The organism is Micromonospora sp. NPDC004551 (assembly GCF_040609975.1).
In the GTDB taxonomy this organism is placed as follows: domain Bacteria; phylum Actinomycetota; class Actinomycetes; order Mycobacteriales; family Micromonosporaceae; genus Micromonospora.
In genome coordinates this window covers 1-19,131 of the sequence record NZ_JBEXLM010000004.1, presented here as the reverse complement: position 1 = coordinate 19,131, position 19,131 = coordinate 1, and the positions used below count along the sequence as shown (strand labels likewise).

At 72.0% G+C, this 19,131-nt stretch carries 12 protein-coding genes; 5 read left to right on the top strand and 7 right to left on the bottom strand.

What is annotated here, in order from left to right; translation table 11 throughout:
* The first annotated feature begins 46 nt into the window (after window positions 1–46).
* Window positions 47–2,050: a hypothetical protein gene (locus tag ABZW14_RS06840; RefSeq protein WP_355340975.1), complete on the top strand. Its 2,004-nt coding sequence runs from the start codon at window positions 47–49 to the stop codon at window positions 2,048–2,050.
* A gap of 363 nt (window positions 2,051–2,413) precedes the next feature.
* A complete protein-coding gene (locus ABZW14_RS06835; RefSeq protein WP_355340972.1) occupies window positions 2,414–4,384 on the top strand; it encodes a hypothetical protein in 1,971 nt (656 codons plus the stop codon).
* An 80-nt stretch (window positions 4,385–4,464) separates the two neighbouring features.
* Here the strand turns inward: ABZW14_RS06835 and pulA are convergent, their stop codons facing one another.
* The 3 genes from pulA to ABZW14_RS06820 all read right to left on the bottom strand — a co-directional run bounded on the left by pulA (window position 4,465) and on the right by ABZW14_RS06820 (window position 11,558).
* The gene (pulA, locus tag ABZW14_RS06830) at window positions 4,465–9,963 is read right to left on the bottom strand and encodes a pullulanase-type alpha-1,6-glucosidase (RefSeq protein ID WP_355340969.1); all 5,499 of its coding nucleotides are present in this window, start codon (window positions 9,961–9,963) and stop codon (window positions 4,465–4,467) included.
* 141 nt (window positions 9,964–10,104) lie between these two features.
* Entirely contained in the window at window positions 10,105–10,800 is a 696-nt protein-coding gene (locus tag ABZW14_RS06825) for a cellulose binding domain-containing protein (protein ID WP_355340966.1), read from the bottom strand.
* An 86-nt stretch (window positions 10,801–10,886) separates the two neighbouring features.
* Window positions 10,887–11,558, bottom strand: coding sequence for a cellulose binding domain-containing protein (locus ABZW14_RS06820; protein ID WP_355340963.1), 672 nt, complete (start codon window positions 11,556–11,558; stop codon window positions 10,887–10,889).
* 307 nt (window positions 11,559–11,865) lie between these two features.
* On the opposite strand from ABZW14_RS06820, the gene ABZW14_RS06815 reads away from it, so the two are divergent.
* Window positions 11,866–13,326, top strand: coding sequence for an APC family permease (locus ABZW14_RS06815; protein ID WP_355340960.1), 1,461 nt, complete (start codon window positions 11,866–11,868; stop codon window positions 13,324–13,326).
* 81 nt (window positions 13,327–13,407) lie between these two features.
* Here ABZW14_RS06815 and ABZW14_RS06810 read toward each other — a convergent pair whose 3' ends face one another.
* Window positions 13,408–14,844: a hypothetical protein gene (locus ABZW14_RS06810; protein WP_355340957.1), complete on the bottom strand. Its 1,437-nt coding sequence runs from the start codon at window positions 14,842–14,844 to the stop codon at window positions 13,408–13,410.
* 243 nt (window positions 14,845–15,087) lie between these two features.
* On the opposite strand from ABZW14_RS06810, the gene ABZW14_RS06805 reads away from it, so the two are divergent.
* Complete coding sequence (locus ABZW14_RS06805; RefSeq protein WP_355340954.1) at window positions 15,088–16,272, top strand: histidine decarboxylase; 1,185 nt, start codon at window positions 15,088–15,090, stop codon at window positions 16,270–16,272.
* Between the two features lie 47 nt (window positions 16,273–16,319).
* On the opposite strand, the gene ABZW14_RS06800 is transcribed toward ABZW14_RS06805, so the two are convergent.
* On the bottom strand, window positions 16,320–16,709 hold the full coding sequence (locus ABZW14_RS06800; protein ID WP_091259936.1) for a hypothetical protein: 390 nt from the start codon (window positions 16,707–16,709) through the stop codon (window positions 16,320–16,322).
* A 40-nt stretch (window positions 16,710–16,749) separates the two neighbouring features.
* Window positions 16,750–17,412: a hypothetical protein gene (locus tag ABZW14_RS06795; protein ID WP_355340950.1), complete on the bottom strand. Its 663-nt coding sequence runs from the start codon at window positions 17,410–17,412 to the stop codon at window positions 16,750–16,752.
* Between ABZW14_RS06795 and ABZW14_RS06790 the strand changes: the two genes are divergently transcribed.
* Window positions 17,411–17,605 (top strand): hypothetical protein, encoded by a 195-nt coding sequence (locus ABZW14_RS06790; RefSeq protein ID WP_355341622.1) that lies wholly within the window; start codon window positions 17,411–17,413, stop codon window positions 17,603–17,605. The genes ABZW14_RS06795 and ABZW14_RS06790 overlap by 2 nt on opposite strands.
* A 12-nt stretch (window positions 17,606–17,617) precedes the next feature.
* Here the strand turns inward: ABZW14_RS06790 and ABZW14_RS06785 are convergent, their stop codons facing one another.
* A complete protein-coding gene (locus ABZW14_RS06785) occupies window positions 17,618–17,986 on the bottom strand; it encodes an ArsC/Spx/MgsR family protein (protein WP_355340947.1) in 369 nt (122 codons plus the stop codon).
* Window positions 17,987–19,131 lie beyond the last annotated feature (1,145 nt).

Sequence of the window (19,131 nt, the reverse complement as noted above, 5' to 3'; positions counted from 1 at the left end):
GTGGCCCCCGGCCCCGGCTGGCGCCGTCGGGCCAGATGTGAGCCGAATGCGCGATTTCTTCAGATCCGTCCGCGTCGCGAGGATCCTTCTCATACGGTGGCGATCAGAGGCTGCAAACCGATTTGTAGCTGGTCGCTCGACCTGGGGCGGTGCGACCCCTTTAGGTAGACCGAAAGGGCGGAAGGCTCTGATGTCCAACGACGTAACGAAAAGCGACGGCGGGGCCCCGATGACCCCGTCGGGAGGCAGGCGGCGGGCCCTGTTGGTCGCCACCGGCGTGGCCGGACTGACCGGCGTCGTCGGGCTGGCGGCGCTGGGTGGCCTGGCGGCCCGGGACAACGACAAGTCCGGCGCGCCGGAACGGGTGGCCGAGAACCGCGTGGCCGCGCCGCAGAGCGCCGCCGACGCCGACAAGGGCGCCCGCGAGGACGAGAAGAACAAGGACAAGGACAAGGACGCCCGGGACCGTGGTGAGTGGGACGCCGACGGTGCGGATCACGGGAAGGTCCGGGAGGTGCCGTGTGACGACGAGGAGCTGGTCGAGGCGGTCGATCTGGCGAACCGGGACCAGGGCGGCACGTTGAAGCTGGCCGAGAACTGCACGTACGAGCTGAACGTGAAGGACCGCAAGTTCGGTGCGGCCCTGCCGGAGATCAAGCAGGACATCACGATCAAGGGCAACGGCTCGACGATCAAGCGGGACTCCGAGGACACGTTCCGGATCTTCCGGGTCGTCGACGGTGGCCAGCTGACGCTGAAGGACCTCACGGTCAAGGGCGGCAACGCCACCGCCTTCAAGTACGGCGGCGGCGGCCCGCAGAGCCCCACCCCGCCGGCCGTCATGAGCGCCCCCACCGCGGCCGCCGCCCCGGCGCTCGCCCAGGGCGCACCGGTGGCTCAGGGTGCGCCGGTGGCTCAGGGTGCGCCGGTGGCTCAGGGTGGGCCGGTTCAGGACGGTCCGCAGGGCTCGGGCTCGTGGGACAAGGACAAGGACAAGGACAAGCAGGGCGAGGGTGACGGCGGTGCGCTGCTGGTCGAGCGGGGCGCCAGCGCCAACCTGATCAAGGTCAAGCTCACCGACAACAACGCCGAGGAAAACGGCGGCGCCATCGCCAACTTCGGCCGCGTCCGCCTCGAGGACAGCAAGGTCACCAACAACCACGCTCGCGAGGACGGCGGCGGCATCTTCAACCGCGGCGTACTCAAGGTCGAGGAATCCCACATCGACAACAACACCGCCGGCGCCAACGGCGGCGGCATCGCCAACGGCAAGGGCGACAACACCAAGCACGACCCGTACGGCCAGAACAGCATCGAGAACCCCTACGACAAGAACAAGCCCGACGAGAAAGCCGGCACCGTCGAGATCGTCGGCTCCGAGCACGGCAAGGACGCCGTCAAGAGCACCCTGTCGGACAACCGCGCCGGCAAGAGCGGCGGCGGCCTGTTCAGCTCCGAAGGCTTCGTCACCATCAGCTTCACCGCCATCACCGGCAACACCGCCTGCGAGAACGGCGGCGGCATCTACGCCGAGAACACCGAACTCAAGCTCGACCATGTCCTCGTCGCCAAGAACCACGCCGACGGGAACGGCGGCGGCATCGTCAACACCGGCGGCAAGCACTGGGGTTACCCCAACGACAAGCAGGAAGCCACCGCCACCATCTCCGACAGCACCATCGTCGACAACACCGCCAACCGCTTCGGCGGCGGCATCTTCAACGGTGAATGGCTCGTCAAGGTCGAGGAAGGCTTCAAGGGAGACGACCCCGAGCACGGCAAGGACGACAACGCCACCCTGACGCTGCGCGACACCGACATCAAGAACAACACCGCCCTCAACGGCGGCGGCATCTTCAACAACAAGGGCAAGGTCACCCTGACCAACACCCGCGTCACCAAGAACACCGCCACCGACACCGCCAAGCTCCACCGCGTCGCCGGCGGCATCCTCAACAACGAGGGCAGGGTCAAGCTCGACGACGAGTCCACCGTCACCAACAACGACCCCACCAACTGCGCCGGCACCGTCAAGGATTGCTTCAACTGAACCACCACATAACCCGGGGAGTCCCTTTCCGCCGCGCCACGGCGGGGAGGGGCTCCCCTGCCCCCGCCGTCACCACCCGCGTGGTTCGTCGCGGTCCCGTCCGGTACGGGCTCTCCAACGCGATCGGCGCCCTTACGCCTCCCCGAACCCTCTTCGCCGACCGGACGCCCTCCCGCACCTGCGGTGCCCTCTGCGCCCCACCGCGCGACCCACCCCCGTTTGCGGGTTTTTTTCGTATATGGGCACGAGGTGAAGAACCTTCTCATACGTTGGTCTTCAGCAGCTACAACCGATTTGTAGCGGAGGCCGCCTCGCTGTGGCGAAGCGACCTTGTCGGGTACAAGGAGAGGGCAGAGAGCTCCGATGTCCAACTACCTTCGCAATAACGATGACGCCTCCCGTGAGACGATCTCCCCGCTCCGGCGCCGCCGGCTGTGGCTCGCCACCGGCGTTGTGGGCCTGACGGGAGCGGTCAGCCTCGCGGGCGTGGCCTACGCGACCACCGGGGTCACCGGCCCCCACCGGCTCGCCGACGTGAAGTGGTCGACCGCCCAGCTCACCAGCGACGACGCCGAGGGTTCGGAGGCCCGGGACGACGAGCACGGCAAGGACGGCAAGGACAAGGACAAGGACGCCCGGGACCGTGGTGAGTGGGACGCCGACGGCGCGGATCACGGGAAGGTCCGGGAGGTGCCGTGTGACGACGAGGAGCTGATCGAGGCGGTCGATCTGGCGAACCGGGATCACGGCGGCACGTTGAAGCTGGCCGAGCGCTGCACCTACGAGCTGAGCTTCGCCGACAAGAAGTCCGGCACGGGTCTGCCGACGATCGAGCAGGACATCACGATCAAGGGCAACGGCTCGACGATCAAGCGGGACTCCGAGGACGCGTTCCGGATCTTCCGGGTCGCCGACGGTGGTGACCTGAAGCTGAAGGACCTCACCATCAAGGACGGCAACGCCGCCGAGTTCAAGTACGGCTCGGAGTCGGACTCCGGCTCGGGCTCCGGCTGGCCGGGCTCCGGCGCGCCAGGCGGTGCGCCGGGTGTCGCGGGGGCGCCCGCTGGCGCGCCGGGCGCCGCTGCTGCCCCCGCCGCCCAGGGCGCGCCGGGCGTGCAGACGGCGCCCGCCGCCCAGACCGGAGTGGCCGTGCAGGCCGCGCCGGTGGCCCTGGCCGCGCCGGGCGCGCAGGGCTCGGGTTCGTGGTCGGGCGACAAGGACAAGAAGGACGACCGCAAGAAGGACGAGGGCGAGGGGGACGGCGGCGGCCTGCTGGTCGAGCGTGGCGGCAGCGCCCACCTCAAGGACGTGAAGCTGACCGGCAACAACGCCGAGAACAACGGCGGTGCGATCGCCAACTTCGGCCGGGTCGACCTCGAGGACAGCAAGGTCGAGAACAACCACGCCCAGCAGGACGGCGGCGGCATCTTCAACGAGGGCATCCTCAAGGTCAAGGACTCCCAGGTCAGCAACAACACCGCCGGCGGCAACGGCGGCGGTATCGCCAACGGCAAGGGCAAGAAGGACGACCACGACAAGAACGGCCACGAGAGCTACGGCAACAGCAGCTACGACAAGGACCGCAAGGACCACGACGAGGCCGGCACCGTCGAGATCACCGGCTCCGACCACGGCAAGGAAAGCACCAAGAGCACCATCGAGGACAACAAGGCCGGCAAGAACGGCGGTGGCCTGTTCAGCTCCGGCGGCACCGTCACGATCACTCTCACCGTGATCAAGAGCAACACCGCCTGCGACAGTGGCGGCGGCATCTACGCGGTCGACACGGACCTCAAGCTCGACAAGGTCATCGTCGCCAAGAACCACGCCGACAAGGACGGTGGCGGCATCGTCAACACCGGCGGTGAGGACAAGAAGAAGGACTGGTCCTCCAACGGCGGCGACAACAAGGACCGCGACAACAGGGAGTCGGACGCCACCGCCACCATCTCCGACAGCGCCATCGTCGACAACACCGCCAACCGCTTCGGCGGCGGCATCTTCAACGGCGACACCGATGTCAAGGTCGAGGAAGGCTTCAAGGGAGACGACCCCGAGCACGGCAAGGACGACAACGCCACCCTGACGCTGCGCGACACCGACATCAAGAACAACACCGCCCTCAACGGCGGCGGCATCTTCAACAACAAGGGCAAGGTCACCCTGACCAACACCCGCGTCACCAAGAACACCGCCACCGACACCGCCAAGCTCCACCGCGTCGCCGGCGGCATCCTCAACAACGAGGGCAAGGTCAAGCTCGACGACAAGTCCACCGTCACCAACAACGACCCCACCAACTGCGCCGGCACCGTCAAGGACTGCTTCAACTGACCGACGGTCAGCGCACGGATCGACGCAAGCGTCCGGCCCCCTGCCACTGACGTGGCAGGGGGTCGGATCGTTGTCGCGGGTCAGTTCTGGACGAAGACCGCCACGCTGCGGGCCGGCACGGTGAACGTGCCGCCGGCCCGGTCGAAGGACGCCGTCCGGAGGACCGGGTCGGCGGAGTTCCTCAGCACCGGGTGCAGCGCCACGTTCGCCCCGCGCAGGCCGGTGACGGTCTGCGTCGCGGTCGCCGGGGTGGCGTTGAAGACCACGGTGACCGACTTCCACGCCCCGCCCAGCTCGCGGGCGTCGAGGGTCATGGTGATCACGCCCGGGGTCTCCCGGTCGCCGGACAGCGGGAAGGCGACCCGCTTCTGCACCTGGTCAGCGGTGGCCAGCCCGAAGACCGGGGAGGAACGCCGGATGGTCAGCAGTTCCGCGTACCGGGCGTCGGCCAGGTCGATCGCGGCGCAGTCCGGCACCAGCTTCGGGTCGGCCAGCAGCGGCTTCGCGTACGGCCACTTGTCCTTGTTGTCCTGCTCGGGTGGCAGGCCGGCGCCGAAGCCGTTGCCCTGGGCGCAGTCCCAGCGGATCTGGTTGAACCAGTCACCGGAGTTGAAGGAGTTGCGGTCCAGCGACTTGGAGCGCAGCCGCTCCGAGCCGGCCGTCACGAACCCGGTCCCCTGCCCCATCACCACGGTGCTCAAGGCGAGCACCTGCATGCGGGCCCGGTCCTGCGCCGGGGTCCCCTGCGGCAGCTTGTACGCCAGCGCGTCGTACAGGATCTCGTTGTCGTGCGCGTCGACGTAGGTGACCGCCTCGCCCGGCGCCGCCGTGTAGCCGGCCGGCGAGCCGTTGTAGTCCACCTGCGCGCCGGTGACCGGCCGGCCGGAGGAGTCGGTGAACCGGTAGCCGCGCAGGTTGCCGGTCAGGCCGACCTTGATGAGGTCCTGCTGGTGCAGCAGCCGGGCCTTCTGCTCGATGGCCGAGCCGTTGACGTCGTCCCCGTTCGGGTCGGTGAAGAGCCCCGACGCGAAGCCCTGGATCCGCGGGTTGCCGTCGAACGGGCCGCCGCCGCGCACCGCGTCGCGGAGCCGGTCGTTGAAGGTGCCGATCCCGGTGCCGGCCATGTTGGCCTGGGTGGCCTGCACGAACCGGGCGTCGTTGGCGACCTCGCCGAAGTTCCAGCCCTCGCCGTAGAGCAGGATCTTCTTCCCGTCGACGCCGTCGCGGGCCGGGGTCAGCTTGTCCAGGGCGGCGCGGACGGCCAGGATGTTCGCCTTCGGGTGGTGACCCATCAGGTCGAACCGGAAGCCGTCCACCTTGTACGCCTTCGCCCAGGTGACCAGCGAGTCCACCACGAGCTTGCCCATCATGGCGTGCTCCGGGGCGGTGTTGGCGCAGCAGGTCGAGTTGGCGACGGTGCCGTCCTCCAGTAGCCGCTGGTAGTAGCCGGGCACCACCTGGTCGAGCACCGACTTCGGGTCGGTGCCGGCGGCCGAGGTGTGGTTGTAGACGACGTCCATCACCACGCGGAGGCCGGCCTGGTTGATCCCGGCGACCATCTGCCGAAACTCGGTGGTCCGCTTCGCCCCGGCCGGGTCGACGGCGTAGCCGCCCTCCGGCACGGTGTAGTGCAGCGGGTCGTACCCCCAGTTGTAGCCGTCCTTCTCCGCCACCGCCGCGACGCACTTCTGCTGCTCGTCGGAGTCCGGCGGCAGCGCGGCCAGGTCGCAGGCGGGCTGGGCCTGGTCGGCACGCTTCTCAGGAATGGTGGCGAAGTCGAACGCCGGCAGCAGGTGCAGGTAGTTGACCCCGGCGTCGCCGAGCGCCTTCAGGTGCTTCATTCCGGCCGTGGCCGGGTCGGTGAAGGCGAGGTAGGTGCCCCGCCGCTCGGCCGGCACGGTGGTGTCGGCGATGGAGAAGTCGCGGACCGACACCTCCTGGATCTGCGCCTTCGCCGGGGGCACGGCCGCCGGCTTGCGCAGGTTCGCCCAACCGGCCGGGGCCAGGGCCGGGTCGGCCAGGTCGACGATCTGGCTGTGCGTCGAGTCCGGCGCGAGGGCCAGCGAGTACGGGTCGGTCACGGCGGCGGTGATCATCTTCTGCGCCGCCGGCTGCCACGCCTCGATCTGGTACCGGTAGTACTTCCCGGTCCAGCCCTTCGTGCCGCGCACCGACCAGACGCCGGTGGTGTCGTCGCGGCTCATCGACACGGTCGTCGGCTCGGCCGCCGGCGCGTCGAAGAGCTGGAGCGAGACCTTCCGGGCGGTCGGTGCCCAGACGGCCAGGGTCGGCACCTTGCCGGCGAACGTCGGGCCGAGCTTCGCGGCGGTCGCGGCCCGGTAGACGTCGTCGAGCACGCCGGGGATCTGCACCCCGGTGGCGCCGAGCAGGTGATCCTCGGCGTCCCGCTCGGTCACCACGAGCTGGCCGCGCAGCGTCACGGGCACCTTGGCCAGGTCGGCGCGGTCCAGCGTGAACGCGTGATAGGCCCAGAGCTGGGGGTACGCCTGCCGCTGCGCCTCGGTCAGCCCGTTGCGCGCCGCCCGCAGCGGCAGGGTGGTGTACGTCCCGGTCAGCTCACCGTCGGCGATGCCGAGCCCGCCGGCCGGGGCGGCCACCAGGGCGTACCGCTTGCCGTCGGTCGGCCCGGTCTGCCAGGCCACCGTGGACCGGTCGATCCACTGCGCCTTCTGCTTGGTGATGTCGAGGTCCTTCGCGACGCCGGAGGAGGTGGGCGGCAGCAGCCGGCCCTTGACCCCGGCCAGCAGCCAGACCTCGTGCCCGGCGGTGGCGAAGTCGAGCCGCTGGTCGTCGGGCTGGTCCTTCTCATCGCCCTTGTGCACGATGTAGTTCAGACCGGTGGCACCGGCCGCGAGCGGCACCCGGAAGACCGCCCCGTAGGCGTCGATCTTCTCCGGCTTGAGCGGGTTGCCCCAGTCGGTCGGGGTGGCGGCGCCGTCCCAGAGGTGCAGGCCCCAGCCGTCGTAGTTCCCGTCCGCCTTGCGCCAGTGGATGACCGCGGTGTCCTGGTCGACCGGCGGGTCGGGTTCGCCGGTGGCGGCCTGCCGGGTCGGGTAGAGGGTCGGGTCGCCCTGCTTGACCCACACCTCGCCGGTCTGCGTCACGTCGATGGCGCGGTCGTTCGCGACGTCCTTGTTGCCGTCCTTGTCGACCACGAGGAACCCGACGGACTTCGCGCCCGGCTTCAGCTTGACCCAGGCGAACCGGCCGTAGGAGTCCTCCCCCGCGAACGGCTGCCCCTTGGGCCACTCGGTCTGGTAGGCCGGGTCGATGTCGCCCCAGGCGTAGAGACCCCAGTCGGCGTACCCCCCGGCGGGCCGCTGGTAGTGCACGACCGCCCAGTCCCGGGACGCGCTCTGCGCGGGGGTGCCCACCACGCCGGTGGTACGCGCGGCGGCCACCCGGCCCTTGCCGTCGCGCACCACCGCCTTGTACTCGACCTTCGTCCCGCCGGCCAGGCCGGTCAGGTCGTGATACACGGTGTACGGCGCCCGGTGCGCGCTGCCCAGCAGCGTCCACTTGCCGCCGGGAACCCGGGCGGCGAAGGTGACGGTCGCCAGGGGGTCGCCCGTCACCTGCGCGGTGACCGCGGTCTTGGTGGCGACCGGGGCGTCACCCGGCTCGGTGAGGGTGATCGTCGGCGCCGCGCCGGCCTGCGGGATCGCCCGGTCGGCCTTGAGCACCACGGCCGACATGGCCGGAACCGTGACGCCCAGCTTGCCGTCGGCGCCGGCGCTCGCGCTGGCCGCGCCGCCGTACACTCCCGTGAAGGTGGCGCCGGCCGACCAGGTGTCCACGGTGACAGTCTGCGCCGTGGCGGCGTTGTTCACCGCGACGATGTACTCGGTGCGGTCCTTGGGCAGGACGCGGGAGAAGGCGAAGACGCCCGGCCCGTCCGCCGCGTACCGGGTGACCTGGATGCCGTCGCGCAGCGCGGGGTGGTTCTGCCGCAGCTCGCCCAGCTCGGCGATGGTCCGGTAGAGCGGGTGGGTGGTGTCGTACTGGTCGCTGGCGTGGGTGCGGGTGGTGCCGATCAGGTCGTCGTCGAGGTAGTCGGCCGTCCGGCTGGCGAACATGTCCTGCCGGGCGTCCTTGTCCCCGCCCGGGCCGGTGAAGCCCTGCTCGTCACCGGAGTAGACGACCGGTTGGCCGCGGGTGAGGAACATCAGCTGGTGCGCGAGCTGGTCGCGGCGGAGCTGGCTGGCGTCGTCCCCGCCGGCGGCCGCGATGAACGAGCCGATCCGGCCCATGTCGTGGTTGCCCAGGAAGGTGGTCAGCCGGTTGGCGTCGGTGTCCCGCGCGGCGTAGAGGTCGTCCTTGGCGTACAGGTCAGCCAGCGCCTTGGCCGAGCCGTCGGCGGCGGCGTAGCCCCGCGCGGCCTCCTGGAAGGAGAAGTCGAGGGTGGCCGGCAGGCCGCCCTGCCGCACGTAGGTCGACTCGATCTCCTGGTCGGCGCTGTAGACCTCGCCGAACATGAAGAAGTCCGGCTTGCCGGCCTTGGCGGCGGCGGCGTCGATGCCGCGGGTGAACTGCGGCCAGAAGTCGAGGTTGACGTGCTTGACCGTGTCGAGGCGGAAGCCGTCCACGCCGGCCTTGCCGATCCACTCCGCGTAGATGTCGGTGATGCCGCGCACCACCTCGGGACGCTCGGTCCAGAGGTCGTCGAGGCCGAAGAAGTCGCCGTACTCGCTGTTCTCGCCGGCGAAGGTGGAGTCACCCCGGTTGTGGTACATGGTCGGGTCGTTCAGCCACGCCGGCACCTTCGCCTTGGCGTCGGCCGGGGTGGCGTAGGTCGGGGTGTACGGGAACGACGTGCTGTCGACCTGCGGGAACGCCCGGGTGCCGTCGGCGTAGTTGCGGTCCTCGAAGGCCCGCCCCTGCGTGTCGGTGTAGGGGGACGTCTTCTTGTCGACGTAGCCGTACCTGTCCTCGGCGTACCGGATGACGTCCGCGGTGTGGTTGGCGATGATGTCCAGGTAGACCTTGATGCCCCGCTGGTGGGCGAGACCGACCAGCTTCTTCAGCTCGGCGTTGGTGCCGAAGTGCGGGTCGACCTGCGTGAAGTCGGTGATCCAGTAGCCGTGGTAGCCGGCCGAGACGTCCGCGCCGGTGCCCTGCACGGGCCGGTTCTTGAAGATCGGGGCGAGCCAGATGGCCGTGGTGCCGAGGCCCTGGATGTAGTCCATCCGGTCGATGACCCCCTTGAGGTCACCGCCGTGGTAGAAGCCCTTGTCCGTGGGGTCCAGGCCGGTGCTGAGCCGGTCGCCGGTCAGCCCGCCGGTGTCGTTGCGCTTGTCGCCGTTGGCGAAGCGGTCCGGCAGGACGAAGTAGAACTGCTCGGCCTTCGCGCTGTTCCTGCCGGCCTTGAGCAGCGCCTCGGCGGACGGCTCCCGGGCCCACTGCGCCGCACCGGCCGCAGCCAGCACGTCGGGGGCGGTGGGCCGCCCGCTGCCGTCGGCACCCAGCTGGTGGAGGGCCACCGGCACGCCGACGAGGGTGAGCACGAGGGAGGTGGCCAAGGCGGCCAGCGCCTTGAGAGATATCGGCGGGGGTTTCATCGACGGCCTTTCTCTGGTCGCTGATTCGCCCGCACGCTAGCCCTCGCCGAAACATTCTGCAATACCTTGCAAACCAAGTCGCAACAAAGCAGCAGTCTTGCGAAACCCGGCAGAGCGTGGAGGGGTGAGGCGGGGCCAGGATCAGAGGCCGGAGCAGGGTGCGCCGTCGACCGCGCAGGTCGTCGGGCGAGTGGTGCCCGTCTGCTCGAAGTGGAACTGCAGCGCCACCGACGCACCGGGCGCCAGGTCCACCCCGCTGCGGTAGCTGAAGACGCCGTCGGTGAAGCCGCCGCTGCCTTGCGGGGCGCCGCTCACCCAGGCGGCCACGAGACGGCCCCGCGGAAAGGTCAGCCGCACGGTCCAGCCGCGCGCCGCGCCGGCGGTGTTGACCAGCCGTACCTCGCCGACGAAACCGCCGTCGAAGCTGCTGACCACGCCGTAGCGGCCGGTGACCGGGGACGGGGTGGTCGGCGGGGCGGACGGCGGTGCCGCCGGCCGGCTGCCGGGACCGCCCGCGTCGGACGACGCCCGCGGCGTCGGCCGGGCGGGGAACGCGGTGGACCGGGGAGACAGCCCGGGGACCACCGGCCCGGCTGCCGACGTGGGGGGCCGGGCCGTCGTGGCATCCGGCGCGGTGGGCGTGGTCACCGGCACCGGGGGCAGCGACATGGTCGGGGCCGGTGGCGGGGCCTCGGCGTACGTCCGGCGCCCGCGCACCGAACCCAGCGCCACGGCCAGCAGCACCACCATGACGATCACGCCGATCGACACGACGATCCAGGGCGAGGAGGTGATGGCGGCGCCGGGTGACGGGCGTACGCGTCGCATGCCGGGCATGACCCCTCCCCTGTCGGTCCCGTCGGGCGAGCGTAACGATCGGAGGCAGGGCCGGAAAGCGGCCGCTCCGCCCCGCGCGCCGCGCCTCAGTCGATGACGCAGTCCGCGCCGTTGACCGTGCACCGGCCCGGCCGGTCACCGGTGCCCGTACGGCCGAACTGCAGATTCACGGTGGCACTCTGCCCGGACGGCAGCGGCCCGGTGCCGCGCAGCACGAACACCCCGCTGCCCTGTGTGCTGACCGACAGCCCTGAGGTGGACGAGGCCTGGACGGTCTTCACGTTACCGGTGAAGAACAGCTCGACCTCCCAGCCCTGGGCGCCTCCGGAGCCGTTGACCACGGTGAGCCGGGCCTCGAACCCGGCCCGGTCACGCGCGGTGGCCTCGTAGCGGGCGGTGACCGCACCCGGCGGGACCGCCCGGATCGAGGCGCTCGGCGGCGGCGTCGCCGACCGGGACACGCCGGCGGTGGGCGAGGCGCTCGCACTGGGCGACGGGGTCACCGACACCGTGGGCGAGGCGGTGGCCCCGTCGGTCGGAGTCGCGGTGGTGGTCGGCTCCAACCCGAGAGTCGGCAGGTACATCGGCGGCGCGGGCGCCGGCACCGGCGCGCGTTCCGGTCCCCGCAGGGAGAGCAGGACGACCACCAGCAGGCAGACGATCAGGACGGCGCCGAGCAGCACCACGATCCACGGCATCGAGGTGAGCACCCGCGGCGCCGCCGGTGCGCCGGACGGCCGGACCGGCCCGCCGCTCATCAGGTGCCCCTCTCGTGATCCCCGACGGGCCAGCCTAGCCAGGGCACGCCGAGGCGCGCAGCGCACGTGGAGCGTTCCGACCGTCCGGGCACCTCCGATGCGCGGAACGGGTGACCACGGTTGGCGGATCGGACTCCGCCAGCCGTCCCCACCGCCACGGGCCGCACGCGACACGTCGCAGCGCGTCGTCGGCTACGCTGTCCGGGCTCGGCGACGGGGACTCCGGAACGGCCGTACTGTCCATCATGGAGCTCCGCTCGGCGGGCGCCCGCCCCGACAACCCCCTCCCCCCACTCGGAGCGACTCCATGCAGATTGCCAGCGCGCCAACCGGGCTCATCCGCAAGTCCCTCGGCACCGGCGCCCTGTTGGTGTTCAGCGCGACCGCGTCCTCCCCCATGGCCGTGCTCGCCGGCGCGATCGTCGCCACGTACGCCTCGACCGGCGTCACCGGCACGCCGCTCGGCTTCCTCGTCATCGCCGCCGCCCTGCTCTTCTTCTCCGTCGGCTACCTGGCCATGGCCCGCTACGTCTCCAGCGCCGGCGTCTTCTACGCGGCCCTGGCCGCCGGCTTCGGACGGTTCTGGGGCGTGGTCGCCGCGCCCGTCGTGCTGCTCGGCTACAACGCCATCCAGATCTGCCTCTACGGGCTGCTCGGCGCGGTGGCCGCCGGCAGCCTGGGCGGTGCCTGGTGGGCCTGGGCGCTGCTCGCCTGGGCCGGGGTCGCCCTGATCGGCGTGCTGAAGGCGCGGATCAGCGTCGGCCTGCTCGGCGCGGTGCTGGCCGTCGAGGTCGCGGTGATCCTGCTCTTCGTGGTCACCTCGTTCACCCACCCGGCCGGCGGGTCGGTGAGCTTCGCGCCGCTGGACCCCGGCAACCTGCTGGTCCCCGGCATCGGCGGTGTGGTCGCCTTCTGCGCCGCCTCGTTCGTGGGCTACGAGTCCGCCGCGGTCTACTCCGAGGAGTCCCGGTCGCCACGGGCGGTGTCCCGCGCGGCCTACTCGGCGCTGATCCTGCTGGGCGTCCTCTACGCGCTCGCCGCCTGGGCCATGGCCGTGGCCGTGGGGCCGGACCAGGTCGTCGACCGGTCCCGGGACCCGGGCGCCGGGCTGCCCTTCGCCATCCTGGAGACGTACGTCAGCCCGGTGCTCGGCAGCGTCGCGACCATCCTGGTGGTGACCAGCGTCTTCGCCGCGATGGTCAGCTTCCACAACTCGATCGCCCGGTACGCCTTCAGCCTCGGTCGGGAGCGGGTGCTGCCGGCGGTGTTCGAGCGGGTCGGCCGGGGCGGCGCTCCGGTCGCCGGCTCGGTGCTCCAGTCGGCGATCGCCCTGCCGGCCATCGGAGTCTTCGCGCTGACCGGGGCCGATCCGGTCGCCATCATGTTCAGCTGGCTCTCCGGCGTGGCGGCCATCGCGCTGCTGTTCATGATGGCGGTCACCTCCGTCGCCACGATCGCCTTCTTCCGCCGGGGCGGCGGCGGCCACGAGAGCGCCTGGCAGCGCGCGATCGCGCCGTCCATCGGGGCGGTGCTGGTCGGCGCGGCCCTGCTCACCACGCTGGTGAACCTCTCCGCCGTCCTCGGGACGCCCGCCGGCTCCACCACGAAGTGGCTGGTTCCCGGCGCGGTGGTGGCCGCCGCGGCGGTGGGGTTGGTCTGGGCGGCGGTCCTCCGGGCCACCCGCCCGGAGGTCCTGGAGAACGTCGGGCAGGGCCAGCCACGCCCGCTCGCGGTCATCGAGCAGGACCTGGTCGGCCGTTCCCTGTAGGACTCCCGGACACGCCGGCGGCCCGCCCTCGAGGACCGGGGCGGGCCGCCGGCGTGGTGCGGGTACGGGCCGCCGGCGTCTTCAGCGGCGGCGCCGGCCGACCATCGACGCGACCACCGCGGCCTTGCGCTCCTGGCCGGCCAGGACCAGCTGGTTGAGGTGCCGCAACGACCGCCAGGCGGGGTTGACCTGCTGCTCCCCGGTGAGCGGGAGCCAGGTGCGGACCTCCACGCCCCCGCCGCTGAAATGCGGGGCGGTGGAGTGCACCACGACCTGCTCGTGCGCCCGGGCCGGGCGCTCGACCACCAGCAGGTTGTCGTCGGACATGACCACCAGGTTCCGGCCGGGGATGCCCATCCCGCCGACGCCGGGCAGGGCGGCGCCGGCCTCGTCGGCGCCACCCAGCAGGGAGGACACCGAGACGCCGACATAGCGCGCCTCAGCGGGCATCGGCTCGCCGGCCTGGGTCATCTGGGCCACCGGGTCGAAGACCTTGCCTCCGGCCAGGTAGCCCTCGGCGATCTCGCACAGCTCGGCGAGCAGCGCCGGCAGGTCCTGCACCTCCTCGCCGTCCCGGAACAACCGGGAGGCCGCCTTGATCTCGTAGTAGGGGCGGCGCGGGTCGGCGAACCGGGGGTCCAGGCTGGCGTAGAGGAAGACCAACGCGTGCGGCCCGACCGGACTGGTCCGGCGCAGGTCCCAGAAGTGCGAGGCGTGCAGGGCGTTCGCGTACTGCACCCGGTGCACCACCGCCTGCCGGATCTGCTGGTGAACCGCCGGGTTCGGGGAGCCGTCGGTGGTCGGCTCGGGCGCGTCGCCCGGCGACCAGGCCGCCCGGGCGGGTCCGGCCACCCCGTACCCGGAGGTGTCCGGCGCGTGGTAGCCGCCCGGCGCCGCGGACGGGGTGCCGCCGTGGACCGGACCCGCGGGCGCGGGGCCGCCGTGGACGGGAGCCACTGGCGCGGGGCTGCCGTGGACCGGAGCCACCGGGGCGCCCAGCCGGAAGCTGCGGGCGTCCGCGCCGTGGCCCGGGGCCTCCGGCGGCGCGAACCGGCCTCCGCGGGCTGGTCCGCCGAAGTCGCCGGCCGGCGGGGTGCCGTAGGCGCCGCCCACCGGACCACCGCCCACCGGACCACCGGCCGTCGGACCGCCGGCCGGGGGGCCGCCGGCCGGGGGGCCGCCGGCCGGGGGGCCGCCGAAGCCGCCGGCCGGGGCGGTGCCCTGGCCGGGGGCGCCGGGCCGCCCGTATCCGCCGGTCGTCGCCGTCGACAGGGGGTCGGTTCCGGCGACGAAGCGGCCGGCGTCCGGGACGCCGTAGTCGTGGGGCGGCGGGGCGGGCGGGCCGTAGGCCGGCTTGCTCCGGCCGGGCGGCGCCGAGGTGGCCGCGCCGTCGGCGAGCCGGCGGCTGCCCCATCGTGCGGGCGGTGCCGGCGGGTACGCCGGCCGGTCCGCCGCGCCGCCGGCCCAGGGGTCCTCATAGGACGGACGCGACGGCGTAGACGGGTGATCCTGCGACACTGGCAGCTCCTGGCTAGCGGGAATTCGCCCGGCCGATGATTTCACTGAGTGCACGGGTTATCAACTGTCCGCAAGCATTTCCGACCTCTGCCCACTGATTGGTCGCTCAGTCAACTAATCCCTCCACAGTGGTGCCACCGGCGGATTGTGGACAATTGGTGACCATGCTGGTAACGCTTGCCCGCTCTCCGTAACTCATGGTCCACTCTGTGCGTCCACCGAGGACGACGAGGGAGCGCCGTGTTGTCAGCCGACCCAGGCCGTGACGGTTCCGTCTCGCGTCCCGAGGAGCTCCTCGCCGAACTCGCCGCGGTCCGCTCGGCCGCGGCCGCCGGCCGGCCGACGCACGTCGGCTTCCCGGTCGCCACCGACATCGACTACAGCCCGCTGGCGCCCCTGTTCGGCTCGCTGCTGAACAACATCGGCGACCCGTGGACCGACCCGGCCGGCGCCAACCACACCAAACGGTACGAGCGGGAGGTCCTGGACTGGTTCGCCGACCTGTTCCGGGCCCCGTCCGACGACCGCTGGGGCTACCTCACCTCCGGCGGCACCGAGGGCAACCTCTACGGCCTCTGGCTGGCCCGGGCCCGGCTGCCCAGGGCGCTCGTCTACCACTCCGCCGAGGCCCACTACTCGCTGCCCAAGTCCGTCGACATCCTCAGCCTCGACTCGGTGGTGGTCCGCGCCGACGAGCGCGGCGAGATGGACTACGACGACCTGGCCCGCATGGTCGACCGGCACCGGGACCGGCCGGCCATCGTGGTGGCCACCTGCGGCACCACGATGACCGAGGCCGCCGACGACGTACCACGGATCCGGCAACTGCTCGCCCGCACGCCGGTGCGCCACCACCTGCACGTCGACGGGGCGCTGGCCGGGGTCCCCCTCGCTCTGGCCGACGGGCGGGCCACGCTGCGGCTGGACGCCACCGTCGACAGCCTCTCCATCTCCGGCTACAAGTTCCTCGGCACGCCGGTGCCGTGCGGGGTGGTGCTGACCCGCCGCAGCCTCCAGCAGCAGCTCGCCCGCTCCGCCAACTACACCGGCACGCTGGACACCACGATCAGCGGCTCGCGCAGCGGTCACCCGGCGCTGCTGCTCTGGTACGCGATCCGCAGCCTCGGTCACGACGGCCTGCGGGAGCGCGCCGAGCGGGCCCGCGAGCTGGCCGCGTACGCGGTGCAGCGACTCAACGAGGCGGGCTGGCCGGCCTGGCGGCACGAGCACGCCTTCACCGTGGTCTTCCCGACCCCGCCCCCGGCGGTGACGGCGAAGTGGGTGCTGGCCAGCAGTGCCGGCCGTAGCCACCTGATCTGCATGCCCGGCGTGACCCAGGAGGTCATCGACGACTTCGTGGCCGACGTGGCGGCCGGCGGCACGCGGCTCGACGCCCTGCCCCGCCTCCGTCGGGAGCTGGTCCGCTGAGCCGACGGCGTGGCTCGCCGCCGGCACGGGCGCGCCGACCGGCACCCTCAGGCGGTCCGGATGACGGTGCAGATGGCCGGGCCGTCGTCGGTGGCGCGCAGCAGGTAGCGGTAGCGCTCGCCGGGCACCGCCCGACCCTGGCTGTCCAGGAACTCCCAGCGCACCGCCACCTCGGTGAGCAGCGCGGACACCTGCTGCACGTCCTCGATGAGCGCGTGGGCCGCGACCAGTTCCCGCTCCTGGTAGTCGGGGGCCGCGCCGACGAAGCTCAGCGCCACGGCGGCCGGCGAGGTGAACGAGAAGCTGTACGTGTCGGCGACCACCAGCCCCGGCAGCGCGTAGCAGCCGGCGATGGCGGGCACGTCGGCGGTGGTCAGCGCCACGCCGTACCGGTCGAAGAAGTCGGCGAGTGTGTCGAGGTCTGTGGAAGCCGTCACGCCGGTCCTCATTGCCGGACGGCGGCTCCGGCAAACCTGGTCAGCGGGGCGGGATGCGTACCTCGATCTCGGAACCGAGCAGGGCGCCACCCGTCAGGTCGAGGTCGTCGCCGCTCCAGAACCGGCCCGGGTCGTACCAGTTGGGGCGCCGGCCGGCGGGCAGCAGCCCCATGGCCTCGTAGGTCACGGCCACCACCTCCGCGCAGTACGCGGTCTCCAGCGCCCGGTCGCGGACCGGCACGCCGCCACCGTCGGCGATGGAGGGTCGGCCGCGCCGCAGGTTCGGCACCCGGCCCCGGGCCCAGCGCCAGGCGAGCTGCGCGGTGGACGGGAACGGGGTGCCGTCGAGGCGGGCCACCGTGCGCAGCACCGCCTCCTCCATGGCGGCGCCGGCCGGCGGTTCGAGCTGGCGCAGCCAGGCCCGCTGGCCGTACCGGTTCGCCCATACGCACACCGCGTCCCGCAGGTCGTGCAGCTGCACGCCGCGCTGGTGGGTGCCCGTCCACATATCCGGCAGCGAACGGCCCAGTTCCGCGTGCCACATCAGCGGCGGCATGTCGTCCAGCACCACGGCCATGCCCACGTGGTTGACTGGGCTGTTGGTAGTGAGCTGGATGGCGCGGTCCGGCACGCTGCGCCCGCGGAACACCCACAGGTCACCGGTGCGGGTCAGCTCCACCGCCTCGTCCAGGCTGATGCTCATGGAGGATCACCTTATGCCGAAGCGGCAACGGATGCGGTGGTGGAAGCTGCTCGGCCTGGCCGGCCTCGCCGGGGTCGCGGCGACCGGCGTGGTCGTGGCGCGGGCGGAACGGCGGCGCCGGGCGTACACCCCGGAGGAGATCCGGGACCGGCTGCGCGAGCGGCACGCGAAGGCCGGCCAGCGGTCCTTCTGACCCGCACGGGGCTCACCGGCCGCTGCGGCGCACCGCCTCGTCCAGGGCCTCGGGGGTACGACCGACCAGCGCGCCGCCGTCGTCCAGCAGCAGGATCGGGCGCTGGATCAACTCGGGGTGCTCGACCATCGCGGCGACCCAGCGCGCCTCGGTGGCGTCGTCACGGGGCCAGTCCGCCATGCCCTGCGCGGTCGCGGCGGGCTCGCCGGTGCGGCAGATCTCCCAGGCGCGGGCGTCCAGCCGACGCAGCACCTCGGTCAACTCATCCGCAGTCGGCGGCTCGGTGAGGTACGCCCGCAGCCGGTAGGGCACCCGCGCCTCGTCGAGCGACGCCCGGGCGCCGGCGCACTTCGAGCAGGACGGGTTGTTCCAGATCTCCATGCCCGACATGGTGGCACGCCCACTGTGGAACCCGGCGGGAGCCGACCCGCCCGGTCGACCTCGCCACGAGTGGAACGCCATGGAGGTATCCCGGCACCGGAGACCTCCATGACGTTCCACCCACCGGATCCCCGTCCGACCAGCGGCGCATTCCGGTCCGGGCGGCCTGGGCAGCGGCACACGGATTGGCCGACGGGCGGCATGGCCGGCGTCAGCAATGTCCCTCATGCCCCTCCGATGCCCTCGGTCGCCGCCCTGGCGCCTCGACCCGCTCGGTGTTGATCAAGAAGTTTGCGTCGGGATTCGGCGGTGCCGTGACGCAAACTTCTTGATCAACACGGTGGTCGGTGGCCAGTGGCCCCGCAGGCCCACGCCGTCCCAGCAGGTCCTCGCCACCGGCCCGGGGCCCCCGCCACCGGCCCGGCAGGCCTGCCTGCCTGCCCAGGCGACCCCGCCGGCCCCGCCGACCCGACTGGTCCCGGCTGGCCCGGTGGTTCCGTAGGCGCCCGCCGGCCCCATAAGTCCCACGCGCTCGCATGGTTTGCATGGCCTCCGTGGGTGCCGCCGGGGCCGCCGGCCTGTGGGCCTTCTGGGCGCAGCCGGCCCCCCGTGGGCCCCATGGGCCTTGTGGGCCCGCCAGGCCCCGCCGGTCCTCAGCCCGGGGCGTGTCCGGTTTGTGGTGACACTTTCGCGTGCGGTGTCTGGTTTCGGCCGGGTGGTCGGCGCCACCGCCACGGCGGAATCATGCCGGGGGCGGGGTCGTTGTACATGGCAGACCGGCGCAGCAGCCCGCCCCCGGGCGAGGTAGTGCCGGTCGGAATGGCCGGCCCCGGCCGGTCGTTACATCCCCTGGGCCGCGCACCACCGGCCCGAGCCGGCAGAGCGGGGAATGACCCCCGGCCGCCGGTCGTTACATCCCCCGGGACACCGGATCAGGCCGAGGGAATCCTTCCCCGCCGCCGGTGGTTACACCCCCGGACCGCCCGAGCAGGTCACTGATCGCCGGGCACCTTCACAGACTTTCCCCGCGGCACCCGCACCCCCTGGCGTGTGCTGCGAAACCCCCGATTGGAAGGCGTGATTCATCATGCGTACCAACACCATGCTGCGTAACACCGTTCTGACCGCTGCCGGTATCGCCGCGA